We start from the raw sequence: 20,585 nt of genomic DNA on the forward strand, positions 1-20,585 counted from the left end.
ATCCGCCGCTACATCATCTGGCGAAACCGTCACGCCGACGATCAACGGCTACGAGCAGTGGTCGACAGGGCGAACGTTGCCTGATGCGGCACTAGCAGGCGGTCGAGTTCGGCCGCGGTTCCGATCGCTCGGATCGCCGCACCGCCTGACGCGGCGACTGCCTCGCCGCGCAGCGCTGGCCCGATGCCGCCCATCCGGCCGCCGGTCTCGATCGCGAGGACGATGTCTGTGGCGTCGAGCATCGCCTGGAGCACGATGCGCGACCAGCGGTAGCTGGTGACGAGCGTCGACGCCTGGCTGGCCGTGGTGACCACCGCGGCGCGCACGTTCTCGATGTCCTTGTCCAGCTCCAGGAAGACGAGGGCCGTGTCGAGTGAGGTGGCCTGCGGCTTGAGGTCGTTGTACAGCCCGACCTGGCCTGCGCTGATGGCGCGTTCGGTGACCTTGATGATCGCCAATCGGGTCCGGAGAGCACCGACGGTCACGGCGATACGGTCGACCTGGTGGGCCAGCGACCCGTCGCCGGGCGAGCTGCCCGCATGGTCGAGGGCCGTCGTGATCCAGTTGTCGACCAGTGGTTGGAGCCGCCGCAGTGTGTCCAGGGCAGGATTCTGGTCAATGTGGATGGGGTCGGTGAGCCCCATTTGTGACAGCCTGTTCACCAGTTTGTGCTTGGGGATAGTGAGGCCGGCTAGTTCCTCGGCCAGCTCCACCGATTCCGCCCGCAGTTCGAGCAGGGCGCCCACGTATCTGAGCACGGCGATGTGCTTCTGTGATGGGCCGTCCGGGACGCTCGACTCTGGGAGCGTGGTGGCGGCGGCGCGCACCTGCTCCTGCTTCCGCCGGAGCAGCCGGATCAGGTCCGCGCGTAGATCCGCTGCCTCGGGCCGTGCGACCGGCGCCCCCGTGATCCTCGCCGCCAGGGCCTCCGCCGTGGCGAAGACGCTGGAGAGGAAACGACAGGCGCCGTCGCGATCGAGAGTGAAGGCGATGACCGAAACCGGCACGGCGACAACGCCTGCGACCGCCAGGATCTCGTGTGCGAGCCGGTCGCTGGCGGCGACCGACGGTTCGAGGTGACGCGCGATCGCGGACGCCCGTGGCCCCCACACCGCGCCCACCGCCGCCGAGTAGGTCACCGCGTTCCGGACATCGCGAGAGACGTCCAGCGGAGCCGCCGCACCGGGTCGGTCGAGGAAGGCCGCGACGTCCGCGCTCGACACGAACGGCCTGAACGTGATGGCCGGGTCCTCCTCGACGCTCCGGTCCCCGGCCCCGCCGAGGATATCGTCCAGCCGCGCTGCCAGGGCCCCGATCGCCTCGGGGTCCGCGCTGCCGCTCGCCATCACGGCGTACGAGGTCAGCACATCGTCCAGGGCGACCAGAGCGTCGCTGTCGTCCAGGGCGACGATGTAGTGGTCCGCGTCCGCGATCGTCTCGAACTCATCGATCAGGCGGGTGAGTTCCGCTGGACTCAGCATGGCAAGTATCCCGAGACGAGTCAGTCGGAGCAACGCTCGGACGGCGTGCCGATTCGGATGGTCACTTCGGTCGGCTCCTTGAGATGCTCTCCGGCGCTGTGCTTGAGCGCTGTCTCCGCGCCCAGGTCCTGGAGCCGTGCCTTGCGCAGCGCGGCGGCGTCGCCCGCCTCGCGTGCGGTGGTGGTGTCGGCCGCGGTGGAGTATCCCTGGATCACCTCGACATGTGTTCCGTCCGTGGGCATCAGCTCGGTCCACCGTCCGATGCACGGCGCGACTTCGCGGACGGACCGGCACGACTCGGCGCCGGGCCCGCCGCCTGCGGCGCTCGGTTCGACGCCCTCGGCCAGGGCGATCTCCTGGGCGTCTCCGAACGATTCCGTCCTGTACGCGGCCAGGTCCTCCAGGAGGCCGTCGAAGCTCGCCTCGACGGCAGGGTCCAGCGCCCCGTCGATCTTCTTCCCGAAGATCCACCGCAGTGCCACCAGTTCCATGCCCACCCGGATCGGCAGGTAGAGCTTCGCCCAGCTGGCGTTCACGAAGTCGCTCGCGTCTCGGGTCGGGTCGCGCATCGCACCTTCGGCCCACCACGAGGGGTAGGCCACGTAACTCGCCTGGCTCCAGTCGAACAGCCGCTGCCAGAGGTCGATCTCCCACAGCTCGTCCCGCACGCTGGGAGGGAAGATTCCCTTGATGATCTGGTTGATCATCTCGGTGACGGGGTCCATGCGGCGCAGCATGTCCGCCTCCCAGGCGGCCGCAAAGGATCGCGCGGCGGCCATGATCTCGTCCCGCTTGTCCTCCCATTCACGCAGCGCCGTCTGGTACGCGGCGACTGCGGCGGCATACGCCGCGTCCTCCGTGGACTGGTTCCGGGGAGACGGTGTCTTCACGAAGCGCGCGGCGACCTGGAAGAAGATCTTCGGCCCGTTGATCCACACCGGGGCGCCGACGTGAACGACCACGCGCAGCACGGTGCCACCCTCACTGGACGCCACGATCGGCATGCCCTTGACGTGGACGTTGTAGTCAGTGCGGCCTGTGTCCACGGTCAGCCGGACCGACTCGGCCACACCGTCCCACTGGAAGTCCGACGGGAACGGGATGTCGACCGAGTAGTCGTGCCGCTGGTCGCCGAAGATCCCCCACTTGTCGGCGTCCGTCAGCGACGAGTGGAGCCAGCGCTCCTCCACCGCACCGGCCGAGGTCCCGCCCGGACCGGGCTTGGCCGGTGGCGTCGGTGCCGGCGGAATCGTTGCCGTCGCATCGTCCAGGATCTTCTTCCGGCCCACCTCCAACTGCGTGAAGAAGGCGCCCGCTGGGTCGTGAACCGTCGGCGACCAGCACAGGCGCACCCCGTACCGCTCCTGGCTGAGCTCCAGCTGCTGGAGGATCTTGAAGTAGTGCAGTGTGATCGGGGTGTACCGGTTCGGGTTGCGGATCACGCGCTTGGACGTCGATTCGAAGCCTCGTTCCGCGGCGACCTTGAACGTGGTCTTGTGCAGCGTCCGGTACTTCGCGGCGGTCTTCGACGAGGCGCTCTGACTGTCCTTCGCCGAGCGGCGGTTCGTCTCCTGGCTGGCGTCGGTCACGTTCCGGGTGAAGCCGATGGTGTGACTCGCGTTGATCTTCCCCCAGAAGAAGTCCGGAGTGGTGTACTGCCCGGTGTGGCTGACGTTGAGGCCCGAGGCGTCGTTGTGGCTCTTGGTGGCTTCGAACCCCTCCTGCAGTTCAGTGGTCAGCGTGCTGGCCAGCTCCAGATCGAACTGGGTCTCCTGCTCGTTCTGCTCCTCGTACGTCGTCTGTCGCTTCGCGAACGTCTTCTGTTCGAGCGTCACCTCTTCTCCCGGCGCGAGCCCGAGCGCGTACACGTGCTCGCCGACCGCGAACCCCTTGGGCCGGATCCTCGTGCGGTCGAGGAAGAGGTAACCCAGGTCGGACTTGAGCAGTCCAAGGAGAAGGTTGTGCCAATCCTCGTCCGTCTCTGCGCGCGGCCGGCGCATGACGTTGCTCGGCAGCGGCTGGGAGGTGGACACCGCGCCGCGCTCCTCCACCGCCCGCACGCCGTCCAGCGACGACCGCACCTCCTCGCCGACCCGGCGCAGCAACCGATCCGCATACCGGGAGTGAGCAGTCACTTCGGCGAGTTCGCCGAGCAGCCCACCCCTTTCACCGACCGGGCCACGCACCCCGACGTCCGTCGGCGTTCCCTCGTTCACGACCAACTGGAGGGAGTTCCGCTCGACGGTGTCCGGCTGGTCACCCGAGGCGAGCACTCGGCCGATCCGGCGCGGATCCAGCACCCCGCCCGCGACCAGCTCTTCCAGGAAGACCTTCTTGTACTTGGGCAGGATCGGCGTCGTGGAATCGCCGAACGTCAGCTGGAGCGGTACGAAGTACCGGGAGAAGACGAACCTGGAGGAGTCGGCCACTTCGCAGTTGAGGAGCCCACTCGCATCACAGGTCACCCGATTCTCTGGCATTTGATCTCCTTGGCGCGTTTCGGATGAACGGCGCCGGACCCGGCGTACGCGACACCGGCGGCGATGGGCTTCAGAGTCGGTCGCCGCGGGGCTCGGTGTCGTCTCACTCCAGTCGGACGGCGAATGATGGGCCTTGGGCATAGTCGCCTGCCGGGATGCGACAGAGGGAAGAACCCCGGCCTATGACCTCTGGCAGACGACGCGGCCCATTCCGCCAGGGCACCTGCCCTCTCTCGACTTCACTTCACCGAGGAACGCCTACGTCGTCCCCGACCTCTGCTGCTGCCTACGGCCCTGCCCCAGTTGGTGCCCTGGACCGGCGGTGCCGACTGGCTCAGACCACGTCTCGGCGCGCGCCAAGCCTGCGCAACGGCCGGCCTACTCCGAGGACCGGAGCTCCGGCAGCACAGCCCCCGGGCGGACAAGGCCCGACTGATAAGCCGTTGCGACAGCCTGGGCACGGTCACGAAGGGAGAGTTTCGTCAGGATACGGCCGACGTGAGTCTTCGTGGTGCCCTCACCGATGAAGAGCCGCCGGGAGATCTCGGCGTTCGACAGACCATGGGCCATCAGTACCAGGACCTCACGTTCCCGCGGCGTCAACACGGCCATCTCGGCCGGTGTGGGCAGATGGGTCTCCGGCCGTTCGGCGAACTCACGCAGCAAGCCACGGGTGACCGACGGATCGAGCCAGCCGTCCCCGTCGGCCAACGCCCGCACCGCGCTGACCAGTTCGTCCGGCGCCGCGTCCTTCAGCAGGAAGCCGGAAGCGCCGGCACGCAGTGCCGCGTAGACGGTGGCATCGACGTTGTATGTCGTGAGGATCAGTACCTTGACCGGCCGGTCCGGATCGGGCGCGAAGCCGTCCGCAGTCACTCGCCGGGTCGCCTCGACACCGTCGACGCCCGGCATACGCACGTCCATCAGCAGCACATCCGGCTGGAGTTCCGCCGCGAGCTCGACCGCCCGCCCGCCGTCCTCCGCCTCGCCCACCACCACAACGTCGGGCGAGGACGCCAACAGCATCGCGATGCCCGTCCGCACCAGCAACTGGTCGTCCGCCAGAAGTACTTTAATCATCGACGTCCCCCAATCCCGCCCATTCCACCCCGATACGCCCCCTCCCGTCGACCCTCCCGCGCTGTATGACGCGGGGCGTACGACTCAGGGCGTACACGGTGACCGTTGTCGGCCTTGAAGTAGATGCTTCGAATCAGCCGCTGGGGGATGGCTTGCCCCAACTTGCTCAGCCAGGATGTGATTCAGCGGATCCGCGGGGAAAGGACGGGGCCATGACGCTTCCGGACGGCGGCGAGATCGTAGTGTCGCTGCAGGACCGCTCGATCAACCAGCAAAGCGCACGGGGTCATCTTGCACTCGGGGTCCTCCTCACGGCCGAGCAGGCGATCTTCGACCTTCCGGCCGAACTGGTTTTCAGGGACGAGACTCTGCTCGAGGTTCTAATCGCGCCGGCCGAGGCGGGCGAGCACGACGTGATCGAGCGGATCCGCCCGCTGCAGGTGCTGGTGCGGTCTCTCAGGGAGACGCCACAGGCACGCGTGGCACTGGTCCCGCTGGCCCACTCGTCCCGCTACGGCGCCGCAGGGCCGCGGCTGGACCACGACGTGGTGGAACAGACGCTGGAACGGACCGGCGAGATCTGGTCTGCCCTCATCGATCTGCAGTTGGCGCGGCGACCGCTGCGCGATGTCCGACCGGACGCGCTCCTCGACCGCTTTGACGAGATCGAGGCCATACAACGGCGGTCATTGGTAGACGTGCTACTCGGCCGCTCGCCGTCGGACATCGCGAACTGCCCGTTCTCCCCGAAGACGGATTGCGGACGAGGCGGCTTCTTCCGCTCCCGACCGTAGACAGGAGGCCGGTGGTGGGGGACCGACGTCTCGGGCCGGCGCTGTGGCTCGGCATTCCGGTGATCTGGCGTGACGGTCTCCTCGCGGTGCTGCTGTGCGCAGCCGACCTCCGCACGCAATGGTCCTCCGCCAACTTGCTGACCAGCGCCGATCAGGTGCCGTTGCCGGTCGTCGCCGGATACGCCATAGCCGGATACGCCGCGCTTGCCTGGCGCCGCCACCGGCCCGGGACGGTGTTCGCCGTCATCCTGGCCCACAACGTCCTGGCCCAGCTGTTTCTACCCTGGCGGCCCCTGCTGGGCGTGATCGTCGCGCTGTACACCGTCGTCGCCCGAACCAGCCTGTCCCGGTCGCTGCTCGCCCTGGCAGGCGCCTCAGGGGCGTTCGCGCTGAGCATCGCCGACGAGGTCATCCGCACGACGCCGGACCTGCGGGACGACATGGCGACGATCAACATCATCCTGTACCTGGCACTGGGCGTGACCGTCTGGGGCGTCGCCCGGATCGCCCATCGCAGTGGTCGCGACCTGCGTGCGGCCGATGCACGACGGCTGAGAGCCATCACCGAGGAGAGGGCCCGGATCGCGCGCGAACTGCACGACATCGTGGCGCACTCGGTGACCGTGATCGTGCTACAGGCGGCCGGGGCACGACGCATCCTGCCGTCCGGCTCCCCCCTGGTGAACCAGGCTCTCGCCAATATCGAGGCCACTGGCCAGCAGGCCATGGGCGAACTGCGCCGGATGCTCGGCGTACTCGCCTCCGCTGGCATGCCCCTCGGTGACGATACCGGGGAGGTCGAACCGCCTCCGGGTCTGGCGGAACTCAACCCGGTCGTCGCACGGATCGTCGCCGCCGGGCTTCCCGTGGAGGTCAACCACCGGGGCACTGCTCAGCAGCTCGACGCCAGCGTTGAGCTGGCCGCCCACCGAGTGGTCAGCGAAGGGCTCACCAACGCGCTGAAGCACGGGGGCGCAGGCGCCCGTACCGCAGTCCTGTTCGACTGGCAGGACGATGGCCTCGTCATCTCGGTCACCGACGACGGCCGCGGCCACCGCGCCGCCGACACCATGGCGCTGTCCGGCGGACAAGGCCTGATCGGTCTCGACGAACGGGTCCGCGCCGTCGGCGGGCACCTGTGGGCCGGACCGCTGCCGGCCGGGGGATACCGCATCTCCGCTACGTTGCCGGTCCCAGGGTGCCGGACGACAGCGTGATCGCGATACGGCTCACCCTCGAGCCGGACATCGAGGTCGTCGGCCTTCCCCTCGTAGTGTGGGACTCGTGGCCTTGGCGATGAGCAAGTTAGCTGTGTCACTTTCCGTGGATGCCATTTCGAGGTCGAACCGCTTCCGACAACCACGAGCAATCAGGCGAGTGAGACCGCAATGTCGTGAGAGGCAGTTGGTGTCCGGAACCGACGCGGTCCACACCGCGCTGCGTGCGCATTACGTCGACCAACCGAGGGACAGCCGGGTGCGGCATCCGCCTCCTGACCTGTGTGTTCAGGATCTTGCTGGGCTGGCGAGGAGGATCACGAGGGGATCAGTTGCAAGGCGCTGACGCGCTTGAAAGAGGTGGACCCGGACCGTACTGGGGCTGATGCCCAGTCGTTGCGCGATGTGCGCTGTCGGCACACCGTGTGTCCACAGCCACGTGACCTGCCGCATGCGGTGGGGGAGCCTGCTGAGCGCTTCGGCCAGCGCCTTATTGCGGAGGCCCTCGACGACCATATCTTCGGAGCTTCGCTCGGGCTCGTTGCTGTCCAAGGGTTCGCCAGTGGTCACCTCCAGCCTGAAGCGCGCTGTGGTGAAGTGGTCGGCCACAAGATTGCGGGCGATGGTGACCAACCAGGCCCCGAAGTCCCGCCCTCGCCAGGTGAACGTCTCCAAGCGTTGGAACGCTCGAGCGAACACTTCGCTAGTCAAGTCCTCGGCGGTTGGCTTACCTCCGACTCGGTAGAAGACGTACCGGTACACCGTGTCGCAGTAGGCGGCGTAAAGCTCAGCGAAAGCCGCACCATCGCCCGCCTGGGCGCGCTCCACGCACTGGGCGATGTTCTGGATTCCCATGGCTGGCTCCCCGCTCTCGGGGCGGGGAGCCGACCCTCCCGATGCGGACATCAGCTGTCAGCCGTCGAGGCGCTGGGGCTATTCAGGGCCATCCACAGGGCGGCTCCTGCTTGGACAAGGGCTGCGGTGCTAGCCGCGACTGCAGGCGCCGGCGCGGCGATCCCCACCGCGACCGACAGCAGGATGATGACTACCAAGACGTTCGCCTTGCCGTGACCTGGAACGAGCAGCGTTCCACAGAAATGCATGGTGACCTCCGGTGTCTGAGAGGGCCTTTCACCGTGCTCCGGCCAAGGACTGCGGCGGAAAGCCCCGCGAGAATGACACTTTGAAGTGTGGGACTGGTCACAGGATTTATCCAAGACCTGGGTAGCGTGGACAAGTTCACAGCTTCTGAACTAAACGCTCCTGACGGCAGCATCGTTGAACAGTTCGCTGGTGCTCACAGACTGGTGTGGCATTGGCGTTTAGACAGATGCGGAGTCTCCGCGTCTGAGCGAGGCCCGCCGTCTTGCTCCGGCCAAGCGACTGAGACGGCGGGCCTTGGCACGCCGATGACCCACGAAACGGAGTTCCCAGGATCTTGGGGCGCGCGGTGTATGTGCTGCTCAGAGGTGAGAAGCCGTCTCTCACCGATCTTGGAACGTGCTCCAAGACGTGATTGAGTCGCATGGCGAAACGCGCGTACGGGGCAGTCAGCTGAGGGAACGGCTCGGCGAACGTACGACGAGGGCAGGCGCCCGCACCGCAGAGGAAACGCCGGACCATCAGCCGGATCACGACGCTCTGTCCACCAAGCGGCAGATCCTTCAGTCTGCGCTGGTAGGAGTCGTGCGCTCGGTCCGAGAAGCGGCCGCAGTCCGGACATGCCGCACCAGCCGCCCGGCCCCTCGCCATCACGTCCACCGTGCCGAAAGCGGCGGTCACCGCCTCGACGTCCACGTCGTCGATCCCGTCGAACACGAGAGAGTCCCAGAACGATTCGTCGGCCTGCATGGCCAACACCGTCACCGGCCATATCCAGCCACGGCACAGACAGCCGAAGACCTGACGAAGCGTCACTCCGCCTGTCAGACGGCGATGCGTACGCGGTCTCACGCGGACCCGGACCCTCGCAATCGAACACCGCGGTAACCCTCCGCGACCGCTCCCCAAGATCTGTGCCAACCCCGTTCTCGTGTACAAAGCCAGTGGTGGCGATGCGAGTGCCTAGACGGTCTTCCCGGTGGGTGCAGGCTGGGATCAACTCCATTGGCTGATCAGGATGTTGACGACGAGTAGCTCTCAAGGCATTGCACCTCAGTGAGATCGGTGGCGCAGGCGTCGTTTCAGCCTGCGCTTGCTGTGGTGGGGTGGGTGTTGATCCAGGAGAGGCCGCCGAGGTCGAGGTGGTGGCGGGCGCGGGTGACGGCGACGTAGGCGAGGCGGGCGTCGGTGTCGCTGACGGGTTCGGGGATCGGGCGGCCCTGGGTGTCTTGCTGATCGGTGTCCTTGGGCGGGGGGAAGTCGTCGGCGATTCTCACAGCTGGCCATTCGCGGCCCTTGGCGGTGTGCGCGGTGGAGACAGTGACGTCGGCGTTTGCCTCGTCGGTGAGCTGGTTGATCGCGGTGAGGATGGCGTCGGGTCCGTGTGTGTCGACGAGGTTGACGAAGGGCTGCAGGTCGCGTCCGGCGGGGTCGTGTTCGGCGTACTCCTGCAACTCGCCCCAGGAGCTGAAGAGGACAAGCTCGGGATGGGCCGTGGAGCGGCCCTCTTTGAGGTCGCGGGCGGCGAGCGCCAGCGCGGCCAGGGCTTGTGCGCCGCGGGTCAGGGCGACGCGCCGGCCTTCGGCGAGCAGGCGCATGACTTCGGTCATGGCGCCGATGTTGGTGCGGCACAGCACCGCGTCCGGTCGGTCGAAACTCCCGACCGTGGCGGGGACGGTCTCGGTGCCGGTCAGGCGGATGGGTGCCTCGGCGAGTTCGAGCCACCGGTTGGCCTGGTCAGCGATCAGAGGGCCGAAGCGGAAGGAGCGTGTGAGGGTGAGGTGCGTGGCGTCGAAGCCCGTCATGACATCGCGGGCGCCGCGCCAGCCGTAGATGGCCTGAGCGGAATCGCCGACCATGACGAGCTGGGCGCGGTCGCGCTGGGCGGAGAAGACCTGTTCCAGGACGGGGTTGGTGTCCTGTGCCTCGTCCAGGAGCAGGAAGTCGGCGTCGATGCGCGGTTGGGTGAGCGCCCACATCTTCAGGTAGTGGTCGTGTTCGAAGCGGACTGCTCCCTGGTCGGGGTTGTGCAGGTCGGCCCAGGCGCGCCTGGCGAACGGCAGGACTGCTTCGGCGAGTTCGGCGTGCTCGCCGGGTGCCCCCAGGCGGCGCAGTGGTGGGACGTGGTGGCGGGCCAGGGTGTGGTCGGCGGAGTAGCAGAAGCGGGTCACGGTGCGCAGCACGGTGTTGGACAGGGACCTGGCGGTGATCTCGTGCTCGCCGATGCGGACGGGCCGGGTGATGCCGAGCGCCTGGCCGGTCTTCCAGGCGGGCTGGCGGGGGCTGTTGAGGCGGTGGGTGTAGCGGTGGCCGAGGGCAGCGTAGGCGGTGGCGTGCGCGGTCTTGCAGTGCACGGTGCGGGGGAAGCGGGCCGTAGCGTCGCTGGCGATGCTCTTGTTGAAGGCGAGGTAGCGGCCGCGGCGGCTGGTGGCGGCGGCGAGCATGACGAGGGTGGCCGTCTTGCCCGTGCCGGCGCCGGCTTGCAGGACGAGGTGGCGGCCGGCGCGGAAGGCGTCGGTGGCGTGGATCTGTTCATCGGTGGGCGTAGGCAACGAAACTCCGCAGCGAGCATGAAGACGAGGGGAGCCCCCGGGCTTCCTTCAGCCAAGGCGAACCCTCACGGGAAAAGGGGCGTTACGGTGCCGCCGGTGAACGGCGGTGCCGGCTGAGGGCATGGATGGCGCAGGTCAGCACTTCTTCGAGGGCGTGGTCAACCAGCAGGACCTGTAGCCGGTCCTCCAATGAGCGAAGGCGCTGCCGTTCCTGCTCGGCGAGGGCCGCGGTCACGCGCCGGCTGAGGAACTCTGCGGGCCGCTGGCCTCGGCAGGCCGCGGCCTGGCGGATGGCCGCATCATCGCTCCGGCCGAACGCGATATTGAGCCGCACCTGCCCTTTGCGGTCCGGGTAGTGCGTGCTCAGGACGTCGATGGGCAGCCGTGAACCCAGGCGGCGCCGCAGCCGGTGCAGGGCGTCGCCCGGGCTGCGGGCGTCCTGTACGGCCATCAGCCGGGTGCGGTCGGCGTTCACGGCCAGCGGTACGGTCCGCCGGGCGTGCTTGAGTTCACCGGGGGAGAGGGGGCGGGTCAGGAGGATCTCGACGGCATGGTGTCGCGTCACGGCCGGGCCGCCTTCCGCGCGCGGCCCGAGGGCCCGGGGCGGCTGAGGTTGGGCAGCCGGGTGTGGATGTGCTCACGGTGCAGGAGGGGGTCGAAGGGCTCCCAGTCCGGCACCGTCAGGTCGGGTACGACGGCTGTGGCTGCGTGCTGGGGGCAGTGCTGGGCGCGCCAGCGCAGCTGCTCGGCGTAGGAAAGGGCGCTGAGGTCGTAGACGGCCATCACGTCGGCGGGCAGGGCCAGCTGGCCGGTGGCAGAGGAGGTGGCGGGCATCAGGGTCCAGGTGCCGGCCGGGATGTGGGGAGCGAGGACCGGGCGGGTGCAGCGGCGGCGGCGCCGGGTCAGGGCCACGCACTGGATGTCCTCCACCGGCCCGGCGGCGAGATAGCGGACGTACAGCAGTTGCACCACAGGCCGGACCGGGCGGCACACGGCTTGCTGCGCCGCTGCCCCGTCCGGCCGGGCGGCGGCCGGGATGAAGGTGTCGGCGTCGATCAGGCGCCGGGTGTTCACCGCGAGCGCTCTGCGCAGCGCTGCCAGCCCGGCTGCCGGGGGAGTGTCCCGGGCGGGGCAGAGCAGGGCGTGCGGGATGCGGCACCAGCTGCTGCCGTCCCCGGCCGGGTGGGCGATGCCGGAACTGACGTGCCAGCGGCAGTCGGCAGGTACCCGGGCGGCGGGGAGTTCGCGCGGGTGCAGACGGACCATTCGCGGGCCGCTGCGGTGGTACCACTCGATCCGGTTGCCGCACTCACGGCAACGGCTGTGCTGGCCGCAGCGCAGCAGCCGGCTGGTGCCGCCAGGATTCACCCGCAAAGAACGGAGGGCTGGGGCGGTGACGGGGCTGCCGTCCCAGTGCCGGGCAGAAGACGAAGGAGTGGAGCGCATACGCGTGAACCTGCCAGCCAACACGCCGCACCTGCGGAACTGGCGCCGCCACGTCGCCCGGTCGGCCCTCTATGAGGCTACGGGTGTGCGAAGAGGCGCCTGAACGTTCGTTTCGCCGTCGCTGCATCAGGTGATCCGCGGCAGCCCTTGGGAAGCCGTCAGCCCTCGGCGGGGCCGGGAAGATCGTGGTCGTGGCACAGCGTGCCGAAGAGCTGCTCGAACGGGGTTCCCAGGGCGTGCGCGAGAGCGTGCCAGGTCTTCAGGGTGCCGATGGTGCGGCCCTGCTCGATCTCGATGACCGTGCGCCTGGCCAGGCCACTGCGGGCGGCGAGCTCGTCATACGTCCACCCGCGCACCGCCCGCAGGCGCGCGAGCTCCAGCCGCAGCGCGTTGAGGTCCGGATCGGGCGGCAAGATCGTCACCCGACCATCCGACGGTGCAGACCCCTGCCCTGTCAGTGCAGACCTCTGCCCTATTTGCCCAGGTGGCAGCGACAAGTAAAGGGCAGAGGTCTGCACTACGGTGTCCGCCGCCGCCCCTTCCCGGACGGACACCAGCGGAGGCACCGATAAGGAGGGCCACCCGCCCATGAGGCTGCGCGCACCATGCCCCACGACCCCACGCACCTGGACCGTGGAGCTGCGCTCACACACCGGCGGACTCGTTCTCACCTGCCGGCAGTGCCCCCGCGACGCCAGCCCCATCCCCGCCGTATCCGCCCGCGCGGCCGCCCTCGCCCACCTCGCACGCCACGCCCGCAGCGACACCCTCCCGCCCCACCTGAGGACCTGCCAGTGCCACGAACGCGGCTGCCACTGGCACCGCCGCCACCGCGGCTGCGCCGGCCCCATCCGCCTGCTCCTCGCCTGCGAACACGGCGGCCGCGTATGGCGACTCACCGACACCTGCACCGCCTGCGCCGCAGCGACCACCCACGCCGCCGTCGTACCCGACACCGCCCTGCCCACCCCCCGACAGACGCCGGCCACCCTCCGCCCCCGCCCCCGCCGCCGACGGCAGCGGCGCAGCGAGCCGGACAGGCAAACCAGAGTCCGGGACATGCTCAGCTATCTGGCTGCCGCGCTCCCGGCCGGGACCTCACCCGCCACCCGGCTGATCGCCCTGCAGTGCGCATTGCGCATAAGCGCCAGCATGCAGGTCAGCCTTCCCGCGGGCCTGCTGCGCAGCCTCCGGCTCGGCTCCGACCCGACCCCCTGGCGGGAACTGGAACAAGCGCGATGGCTGCGCCGGATCCCCGACCACGCCACCGCCAAAGTCGCTGCCGTCCTACTGGACGCCGCGCTGCTCGGCCAGGCGCCCACCCGCACCGACCGCTGTCACGCAGCTGACTGGGCGCTGCGCGCCAGTTGCCGGGATCAGGCAGGGGGACTCGGTCCGCTGCCGCAAGTAGTAAGGGTCTATCTCGCGGCACACAGCGATTCCGAAACCGGCCACGGGCTGAACGAAGCTGACCGGACAGCCCACGAGTGCGGTATCCAACCCGAGGAACTGCCCCACGTACTCCAGCAGATGACGACAGCAGGGCTGCTGAACGCGTGGCGGATTTCCGCCGATACGGAAGACCTTCACTGGGTCCTGCCGACTCCGCAGTGAAGGGGGCGTGCACCTTGCAGCTGCCTGCTGCACCCTTGCACGGATGAGGATGGCTCCCTCGGCGCGGACGGGATCAGTCGATAGTCGAGGCGGGAGTGTCGGAACTGGCCTTGTGCAGCGAGACGCTGTGCGTGCTCGGGGCACTCAATGGCGCGACAGCAGACCAGACAAGCCGGCCCGGGTGAATCTGGGCGCGTCTGGCTGCTCCACCTGATGCAGGCACAGATGAAAGTGATGACGAACGAGTTCTGGCCGTATCAGTGACCGGAGGCAGACCGCTGCCCCGCATACACCGGATCACCCCACGGCGCTCCGTCTCCTGCCACAGCCCTCCCGTCCGACGCCTGTCCTCGGCGCGCACAGAAGGCGCACCCATTCGGATGGCGGTGTGCTGCCGCCCTGCCTCTACAGCCTCCTTCCGTGCGGTGCAGTCTCGTGACCAGCAAAATGTCACAACTCCTAGGGGAAATCGCACTGTTGAGGTGCGCGGGGCGCGTGGGAGCGGGCGAAAAGCCCGTACGGAAGAGGGAAAGGTGCGGAATGGAGCCTGTGATCACCGCAGCGGTGGTGACCGTGGCCGTCAGTGTCATCAACGCCATAGTGAAGATCGCTCAGCGAAGGTTGAACGTCTCCGTGGAGATAGCGCGCATCAGTGAGGCGGCACAGACCGAGCGGGTTCGCTGCATCAGCGGGCGGTCCGCAACATCCGTCGCTTACCGCGGCGGCCGCGAGGCGGAGCCCGCCGGCCGGAGCGGGGGTGGCGAGCGTGGACGACTCCGTCAGCACTGACTTGCACCTTGCCGAGCCGCTGGAGGCAGATGCCACCCCGCTGCCGGGTATCAAGCTCGCCGGTGCCCTGCACGACGAGCAGTATCCCGCTCTGGTCCGCTTCCTGCTTCTGCAAGGAGCATCCTGGACAGAGGCCCAGGATGCCGCGCAGGACGCCTTCACTCAGATGTGCGCGCCAGGCGTCACGATCACCTACCCCCGCGCCTGGCTGCGCACGGTGGCCTGGCGGTTCTGGGTGAGCCAGCAGGTGAAACTCGAAGAGACCTGTGCGGACCTGCCGGAACCGCAGCCCAGCCTGCGCTGGCAGACGCCGGCTCACGCCGCCGAACTAGGGGAGGAGGAACGCCAGGTGATCTCTCTACTGCATCAACTGCCGGCCAAGCAACGTGCCGCGATGGCCTGGCATCTGGACGGTTTCACCACTGAGGAAAGCGCACGTGCCATGGGCACCACCCAGGCGGCCGTACGCCAGAACCTGGCCCGCGCGAGAGCCGCACTCAGGCAAGGCATGCGGCTCGAGGGCCGGTTCACCACCGAGAGGAGGAAGGCGTGATGGGCAGCGAGTCCCGCGCAGCGGAAGAGAACGAACGCCTCGACGCCCTGCTGACAAGCGCGCACCGTCAACTGGGCATTGCCGTGGTCGACCGCCTCAACGCCCATGGCGGGCCGCCCGAACTGCGTACCCCGGACCTTGCACTGGACCGCCTGCTGGCTGCCACCCACCGCGCCACGGGGACAGCTGTCAGCCGCCGTCTGTCCCGGGACGCCTATGCCGCTCAGCGCGATTCCGCCCTCCAAGCACGTCTGGGCACCCGGGGCCCCCTGGCACGCCGCCCTGCAACAATCCGGGTGAAGTACCGCGAAGAGGCACTCCGGCTGGTCCGCAACTACTTGCCTCTCAACCTGGCAGATGCGGTGCGCACCGCTGTCCGTATCGTTGAGGACCTGTGTGAACTCGCGGGCGACAGCACGCAGCCGCTGAGCCGCGCCGACACTGCGGTGGAACAACTCCGCGAGCACCTGGAGGGCATGTCCCTGCGGCCCGCACCGTATCGGTCCCAGGCCGCCGTCACCGGCCTGGACTATCTCGACGCAGTCGAGTCCGCACTCGCCGATCCGGCCGAGCGCCTCGCCGATGAACTCCACAGCATCCGGGAACTCGTGGACGAGGAACTGGCTCCATCTGTCGCCGCCCTCGTGACGACCGGACGCGCCTACCTGTTCGGTGTCGAGGTAGTAGCCCAGGACCTCATCGACGATCTGGTCCAAAGCTGCGAGTACGCCGACGCGCTGGTCAAGGCTGTCGCAGAAGTCGAGCGGGCCAGCAACGACTTCGTCGGAGCAGACCTCACCAACGCCAAGTTGGATGACGTGCCCCTGGAGGGAATTCTGTGGGATGCAACGACCTTGTGGCCGGCGCAGTGGGAAACCCGAGTGCGCCGCGCCTCACTGCCGTCCGGTGACGAGCAAGGAATCCTCGTGGTGGCGGCCGAGGGATGCGACGTTGCGGTCCATGCCGATGCGTAGGACGCATGCTCGCAATGCCCGTCGGGCCGCAGCGTGTTGGCTGTGCCAGGCCGGCGGGCACGGAGCTGGGACGTGCCCGCCGTGAACCTGCGGACAGACGAGCCGTCCTTCGAGGCTGATGCGTCCCGGACGACATGCCCCCGAATACCGCGCAGGAAAGTCGAGAGCCCACAGACTGCACCGTTTCGGCGGGTGCTGGTGGGGCGAATTCCGATCAAAGCGGCGACAGTTGGGCGTGTGGGTGACTACCGTGTCTTTCCACTGATCAAGGAGGACGGGATGCAGACGACATCGCTGCGCAAGGGCGAGAACACAGCACTGGCGACGGCGTCGACGGTCTTGTCCGTGGCAGTGCAGGGGCTTGCGGCAGACGTGTCCGCGTTGCTGCTCGGACCGGACGGCAAGGTCCGAAGCGACAAGGACCTCGTCTTCTACAATCATCCGGCACAGGACGGCGTGTCGGTCACCGGCCCGGCGGTCACCGCTGACCTGCCCCGCCTACCCTCCGACGTGCACCAGGTGGTGATCGTAGCGAGCGCTGATCCGCTGCAACCCGGTGCCGTCTTCACGCATGCACCCCAACTGACGATCAACCAGAGCGGTGCGCCCGCCTGCTCGTTCACCGCACCGGATTTCGCTGCGGGAGAGACCGTCGTGGTTCTGGCGGAGTTGTACCGGCGTGGCGACGGCTGGAAGGTCCGCGCCGTCGGGCAGGGCTACGCCTCTGGCCTGTCAGGGCTGGCCACGGACTACGGCGTCGACGTCGACCCAGAACCCGCCACTGCGCCCTCTGCACCACTTCCCGCACAGACGCGTCCTGCCCCTGCGCCGGCAACCGTGAATCTGGCAAAGGTGGAACGACAGGCTCCTGGCCTGCTGGATCCCGCACGACAGGCCGGCCAGGCTCTCGTGAACCGAGGGATTTCCGGTCGGCGGGCAGCGGTGTACCTGATCCTGGACCACGACTGGCACATGGAAGAGCTGTACGAGTCCTTCGCGGTCCAGGCTTTCGCTGAACGGGTCCTTGCCTTGTCGGCCAACCTGGACGATGACGGCACCGTGCCCGTGGTCTTCTCCAGCGGACGAGAGCCGTTCCTTGAAGAGATCCGCCTGGACAATTACCGAGGCCGCATCGGGCAGCTGCACACTCAAGTCGACTGGGGCTGGGGCAATGTCGCCGACGCGATGCGCCGCGCGGTCAGCCACTACCAGGAAGCCGGCGCGGCTGACCCCGCCTTCATCATCACCCAGGTCGGGGACGAACCCTGGGACAAAGCCGAAGTCCGCTCGCTCCTGCAGAACACCGCGTCCCTGGGGGTGTTCTGGCTGTTTGTGGGATTCGGCCGCGGCAAGCTCGCCTTCTACAAGAACCTCAACGCCTCCGCCTCAGCGACCTTCACCAACGTGGCCTTCTACGACGCCAGCAAGAACCCGGGCTCGGTGCCGGGCGAACAGTTCTACACCGGCCTCGTCGATGCCTTCGCCACCTGGATGCGATCGTGAGCACCGCGCTGCTCCGTCGCGCCGCCGCGCCCAAGGCCGCCGCTGAAAGCGCACCAGCCGTCATGCCCGAGCGGCCGCAACGGTCCTGTGCTCCGGCACCGTCCCACTGTCGGCGGCACCTCGGAGGAGTCTGTGCTTTCTGACCCGCAGCTGCTCATCAGCCGACTGCAGCCTTTTCTTGCGAGTGATCAAGCAATTGAAGATCTTCGACGGTATTTCGGCATCGGCCAGCCGCCAGGCGCCGTGTCGTTCACTGGGAGGCGGTTCGAGCATCTGGCAGGCGGGGGAGACCGGCCCGAAGCCGCTAACGCAGTGACTGCCGACGACCTCATCGCGGTGCAGACCCTGTCGGTCACCATTCCGGCAGAAGCTGCCCTGGATCTTCTGGAAGGCCAGCTTGGCGTGCAGCTGTCCGAGTTGTTGCACCACATCCCCAACCACCTCGACATGGCCGAGGCTGACGCTGCTGATCTAGCCTCCGGATCGCCGGCTGATGCCTCCTGGCGTCTTCTCACCGGCCAACCCGGCATAGGGTGGGTCACCGCTGGCAAACTCCTCGCTCGCAAGCGACCACGGCTCCTTCCCGTATACGACCAAGTCGTGCGCTGTGCCCTTGGCCGGCCCGCATCATTCTGGCTCGACCTGCATGCCGCGCTCAGCGCCGACGACCGGGCCCTGCACCACGAACTGATGGCACTGCGCCGGTCCGCCAGGATCCCCGAGACGGTCAGTGCGCTACGGATCTGTGATGTCGTGCTCTGGATGCGTCATCGTGCGGAACACCGAACAGCAGACTGCATCGGGCAGGGACACCCGTCGGTCGGCTCAGGCTGATAACAAGCGGCGGCTCTCTGGCCCGATGCCGTGCGGTCCTTCTTCATGTGGTGGCTGTCGAAAGCGGCCTCTCAGCTCGTCGCGAGGTAGCTGCGGACGCGGCGGATCGTCGCCTGTGCAGTTGGGTGGCTGTGGTGGGGACGTAGGAGCTCGTCCGCGTGGACGGCTGCTTTCCGTACGCGGCCGGAGTGGAGTTGCGCGGCGGTGTCGATGAAGGTTCCCCAGGTCGTGCACGCCTGGTCGAGATGCCCTTGGCGAAGCTGGATCTCGGCCAGGGGCGCGAGGGTGATGGCGCGGGAGCGGCGTTCTTCTTTGTGCCGGTGGCGCAGGCTCGCGGTGTACGCCCGGCCGGCGCCCCGGAGGTCGCCGAGGAACGCCAGGATCTGCCCGCGCTGGAATTCGAGCGCGGCGCGGTGGTAGGTGCCGAACACCGCCGGCCCGGACAGGGAGCGCTCCAGTTGCCGCTCGGTCTCGGTGAACTGGCTGAGGGCGAGGTGACGGTCGCCGTCGCCGGCCGCCGCGGCGGCGATCTGCCCGAGGAGGAAGGCCCGGGTGCGGGGCTCGGCGCGTGAGCGCCCGGCGTCGTGCGCGGTCTCGGCGAGCGCGAGGGCGCTGCGGTGGTGGCCGAGGTGGAGGGCCTGGATGCTCAGACCCCGCAGGGCGTGGCAGTAGGTCAGCGGGTCGTCGGCCCGGGTCGCGAGGCGGGATGCGGCCAGGTAGCAGCGCTGGGCGAGGCCGTGGTCCTCGTCGTCCCACGCCATGAACCCGGCGAGATAGACGAGGTCTGCCACCGCGGCGTGCAGCTGCCGCCGGACGGCTTCGGGGGCGTCCGCCCGCAGGAATCCGGTGACGTCGTGGGCGATGTAGGCGTGGACGGCGGCGCGGGCGTGGCCGCCGCCGTAGCGGTGGTCGGCCAGAGAGAACATGTCGGCCATGTCGGTGACGGCCTGGACGTCGCTGTCGCCGATCCGGATGCCGGGGCTGGTCGCGGCCAGACGCCCGCGTTCGCTGATCTCGGCCCAGTGGGGTAACGACAGGGCGGCGAGGGAGTAGGCGGCACGGCGGGTGAACTGGCGCCTGTCCACGTAGGCCCTCCCGATCTCGGCGACCTCCTCCACGGTATCTACCCGTCCGCCGGGGGAGGGAGGCTCGCCGAACCCGAGTTCGGTGACGGACACGCCGCGGTGGAGCAGGCGGGCGAGGGCCTCGGCGATGTAGTACGGGACCGCGCCCCGGGGGTAGTGGCCGCCGATCCAGTGGGCGACGGCGGACCGGTCGTAGCGCAGCGGCTCGCCCGCCTCGGCGCCGACGCGGTTGACCAGCCGGGCCAGAACGTCATGGGTGGCGCCGGAGGCCTTCACGAGGCCTTCCAGCTGCTGGTTGCGCTCGCGTGTCCGTGTCACAGGAACCCCCGGGATCGGCGGATGCGGGTGGGCGTGCAGCACGTGCAGCAGGGTCGGGCACCCCGCAGGCTACCGACCCTGCGTGGCGGTGACTTCACTGTTCGTCAGATTCCCGACCGGCTGATGGCAGGGGTGAGGACGGATGCAGACGAGTGCTCCGGCGGATGCGGCACAGACGTGGCAACGGGAGGGTCTGCTGTTCGAGGACGCACTGACGGCCGGCACATGGGACCGGCTGATCGCGGAGTCCAAGCAGCGGCGCCAGGAGGCATCGGAGTCCGGGTTCACGAACACCGCCTCCCACCGGGACGGCAGTTTCTGCACGCCCTCGCAGTACCTCTCAGTGCCCGGCGGGCCGGTGCTGACGGCCGTGTCCCGCAACCCGCAACTGCTGGCCGTGATCCGTGAGGCGACCGCCCTCCCTCGGCTGATCCCGGTCCGCTGCGGCTACAACTACTACCGGCCCGGGGACTACATGGGCCTGCACCGCGACAGCGTCAAGGCGACGCTCACGGTGACGTTCGCGCTGACCGAGGGGCTTCCCCCGATGGGGTGGGCGCCGGAACTCGCCGACGCCACCGGCGACGACCTCGCCGCCCTGGTCCAGCGCGAGAGCCGCTTCCCCGACGGCTTCACCGAGCGCGAGGTGCCGTTCTGCAGGCTGTCGGCGTTCGACGGCTACAACATCCCCCACTGGCGGCCCCTGGTCACCGGCCCCGGGCAGGCCGGAGTGCTCGGCACCTTCTGCTACTTCAACCTCTGAG

17 protein-coding genes and 1 pseudogene are annotated in these 20,585 nt (G+C 68.5%); 9 read left to right on the forward strand and 9 right to left on the reverse strand.

All coding sequences use genetic code 11. The features are described 5' to 3' along the window. A pseudogene (locus ACWCRJ_RS41270) lies at positions 1-84 on the forward strand (transposase); the annotation flags it as partial. Positions 85-1,501: 1,417 nt separating this feature from the next. Here ACWCRJ_RS41270 and ACWCRJ_RS41275 read toward each other — a convergent pair. Both ACWCRJ_RS41275 and ACWCRJ_RS41280 read right to left on the reverse strand, forming a co-directional pair. Beyond that, positions 1,502-3,961 carry a hypothetical protein gene (locus ACWCRJ_RS41275; RefSeq protein ID WP_450944120.1) on the reverse strand — a complete coding sequence of 820 codons (2,460 nt, stop codon included), beginning with the start codon at positions 3,959-3,961 and terminating at the stop codon, positions 1,502-1,504. A 378-nt stretch (positions 3,962-4,339) separates the two neighbouring features. Then, entirely contained in the window at positions 4,340-5,041 is a 702-nt protein-coding gene (locus ACWCRJ_RS41280; RefSeq protein WP_450944121.1) for a response regulator, read from the reverse strand. Between the two features lie 212 nt (positions 5,042-5,253). On the opposite strand from ACWCRJ_RS41280, the gene ACWCRJ_RS41285 reads away from it, so the two are divergent. Together ACWCRJ_RS41285 and ACWCRJ_RS41290 are read left to right on the forward strand one after the other, a co-directional pair. Continuing rightward, positions 5,254-5,835, forward strand: a complete 582-nt coding sequence (locus tag ACWCRJ_RS41285) for a hypothetical protein (RefSeq protein WP_450944122.1) — start codon at positions 5,254-5,256, stop codon at positions 5,833-5,835. Positions 5,836-5,849: 14 nt separating this feature from the next. After that, positions 5,850-7,052, forward strand: a complete 1,203-nt coding sequence (locus tag ACWCRJ_RS41290; RefSeq protein ID WP_450944123.1) for a sensor histidine kinase — start codon at positions 5,850-5,852, stop codon at positions 7,050-7,052. 288 nt (positions 7,053-7,340) lie between these two features. On the opposite strand, the gene ACWCRJ_RS41295 is transcribed toward ACWCRJ_RS41290, so the two are convergent. From ACWCRJ_RS41295 to ACWCRJ_RS41320, 6 genes are all read right to left on the reverse strand, one after another. Further along, entirely contained in the window at positions 7,341-7,907 is a 567-nt protein-coding gene (locus ACWCRJ_RS41295; RefSeq protein ID WP_450944124.1) for a sigma-70 family RNA polymerase sigma factor, read from the reverse strand. Between the two features lie 384 nt (positions 7,908-8,291). Continuing rightward, positions 8,292-8,903, reverse strand: a complete 612-nt coding sequence (locus ACWCRJ_RS41300) for a transposase family protein (protein ID WP_450944125.1) — start codon at positions 8,901-8,903, stop codon at positions 8,292-8,294. A gap of 332 nt (positions 8,904-9,235) precedes the next feature. Continuing rightward, positions 9,236-10,705 carry a UvrD-helicase domain-containing protein gene (locus tag ACWCRJ_RS41305; protein WP_450944126.1) on the reverse strand — a complete coding sequence of 490 codons (1,470 nt, stop codon included), beginning with the start codon at positions 10,703-10,705 and terminating at the stop codon, positions 9,236-9,238. 82 nt (positions 10,706-10,787) lie between these two features. Beyond that, positions 10,788-11,270 carry a hypothetical protein gene (locus ACWCRJ_RS41310; RefSeq protein WP_450944127.1) on the reverse strand — a complete coding sequence of 161 codons (483 nt, stop codon included), beginning with the start codon at positions 11,268-11,270 and terminating at the stop codon, positions 10,788-10,790. After that, the gene (locus ACWCRJ_RS41315; protein WP_450944150.1) at positions 11,267-12,073 is read right to left on the reverse strand and encodes a DUF6083 domain-containing protein; all 807 of its coding nucleotides are present in this window, start codon (positions 12,071-12,073) and stop codon (positions 11,267-11,269) included. The genes ACWCRJ_RS41310 and ACWCRJ_RS41315 overlap by 4 nt, the downstream gene beginning before the upstream one ends. A 236-nt stretch (positions 12,074-12,309) precedes the next feature. Continuing rightward, the gene (locus ACWCRJ_RS41320; RefSeq protein ID WP_450944128.1) at positions 12,310-12,573 is read right to left on the reverse strand and encodes a helix-turn-helix transcriptional regulator; all 264 of its coding nucleotides are present in this window, start codon (positions 12,571-12,573) and stop codon (positions 12,310-12,312) included. Positions 12,574-13,210: 637 nt separating this feature from the next. Here ACWCRJ_RS41320 and ACWCRJ_RS41325 point away from each other — a divergent pair. From ACWCRJ_RS41325 to ACWCRJ_RS41345, 5 genes are all read left to right on the forward strand, one after another. Continuing rightward, positions 13,211-13,765, forward strand: a complete 555-nt coding sequence (locus tag ACWCRJ_RS41325; protein ID WP_450944129.1) for a hypothetical protein — start codon at positions 13,211-13,213, stop codon at positions 13,763-13,765. Between the two features lie 766 nt (positions 13,766-14,531). Continuing rightward, on the forward strand, positions 14,532-15,107 hold the full coding sequence (locus ACWCRJ_RS41330) for an RNA polymerase sigma factor (RefSeq protein ID WP_450944130.1): 576 nt from the start codon (positions 14,532-14,534) through the stop codon (positions 15,105-15,107). Continuing rightward, positions 15,107-16,081: a hypothetical protein gene (locus ACWCRJ_RS41335; RefSeq protein WP_450944151.1), complete on the forward strand. Its 975-nt coding sequence runs from the start codon at positions 15,107-15,109 to the stop codon at positions 16,079-16,081. The genes ACWCRJ_RS41330 and ACWCRJ_RS41335 overlap by 1 nt, the downstream gene beginning before the upstream one ends. Before the next feature lie 237 nt (positions 16,082-16,318). After that, positions 16,319-17,584, forward strand: a complete 1,266-nt coding sequence (locus ACWCRJ_RS41340; RefSeq protein WP_450944131.1) for a VWA domain-containing protein — start codon at positions 16,319-16,321, stop codon at positions 17,582-17,584. A gap of 132 nt (positions 17,585-17,716) precedes the next feature. Beyond that, the gene (locus ACWCRJ_RS41345) at positions 17,717-18,418 is read left to right on the forward strand and encodes a DUF6308 family protein (RefSeq protein WP_450944132.1); all 702 of its coding nucleotides are present in this window, start codon (positions 17,717-17,719) and stop codon (positions 18,416-18,418) included. A gap of 71 nt (positions 18,419-18,489) precedes the next feature. Here the strand turns inward: ACWCRJ_RS41345 and ACWCRJ_RS41350 are convergent, their stop codons facing one another. Further along, positions 18,490-19,821: a tetratricopeptide repeat protein gene (locus ACWCRJ_RS41350; protein WP_450944133.1), complete on the reverse strand. Its 1,332-nt coding sequence runs from the start codon at positions 19,819-19,821 to the stop codon at positions 18,490-18,492. A gap of 142 nt (positions 19,822-19,963) precedes the next feature. On the opposite strand from ACWCRJ_RS41350, the gene ACWCRJ_RS41355 reads away from it, so the two are divergent. Then, entirely contained in the window at positions 19,964-20,584 is a 621-nt protein-coding gene (locus tag ACWCRJ_RS41355) for a hypothetical protein (protein ID WP_450944134.1), read from the forward strand. The last annotated feature ends 1 nt before the right edge of the window (position 20,585 follow it).

The organism is Streptomyces sp. NPDC002324 (genome assembly GCF_053593335.1).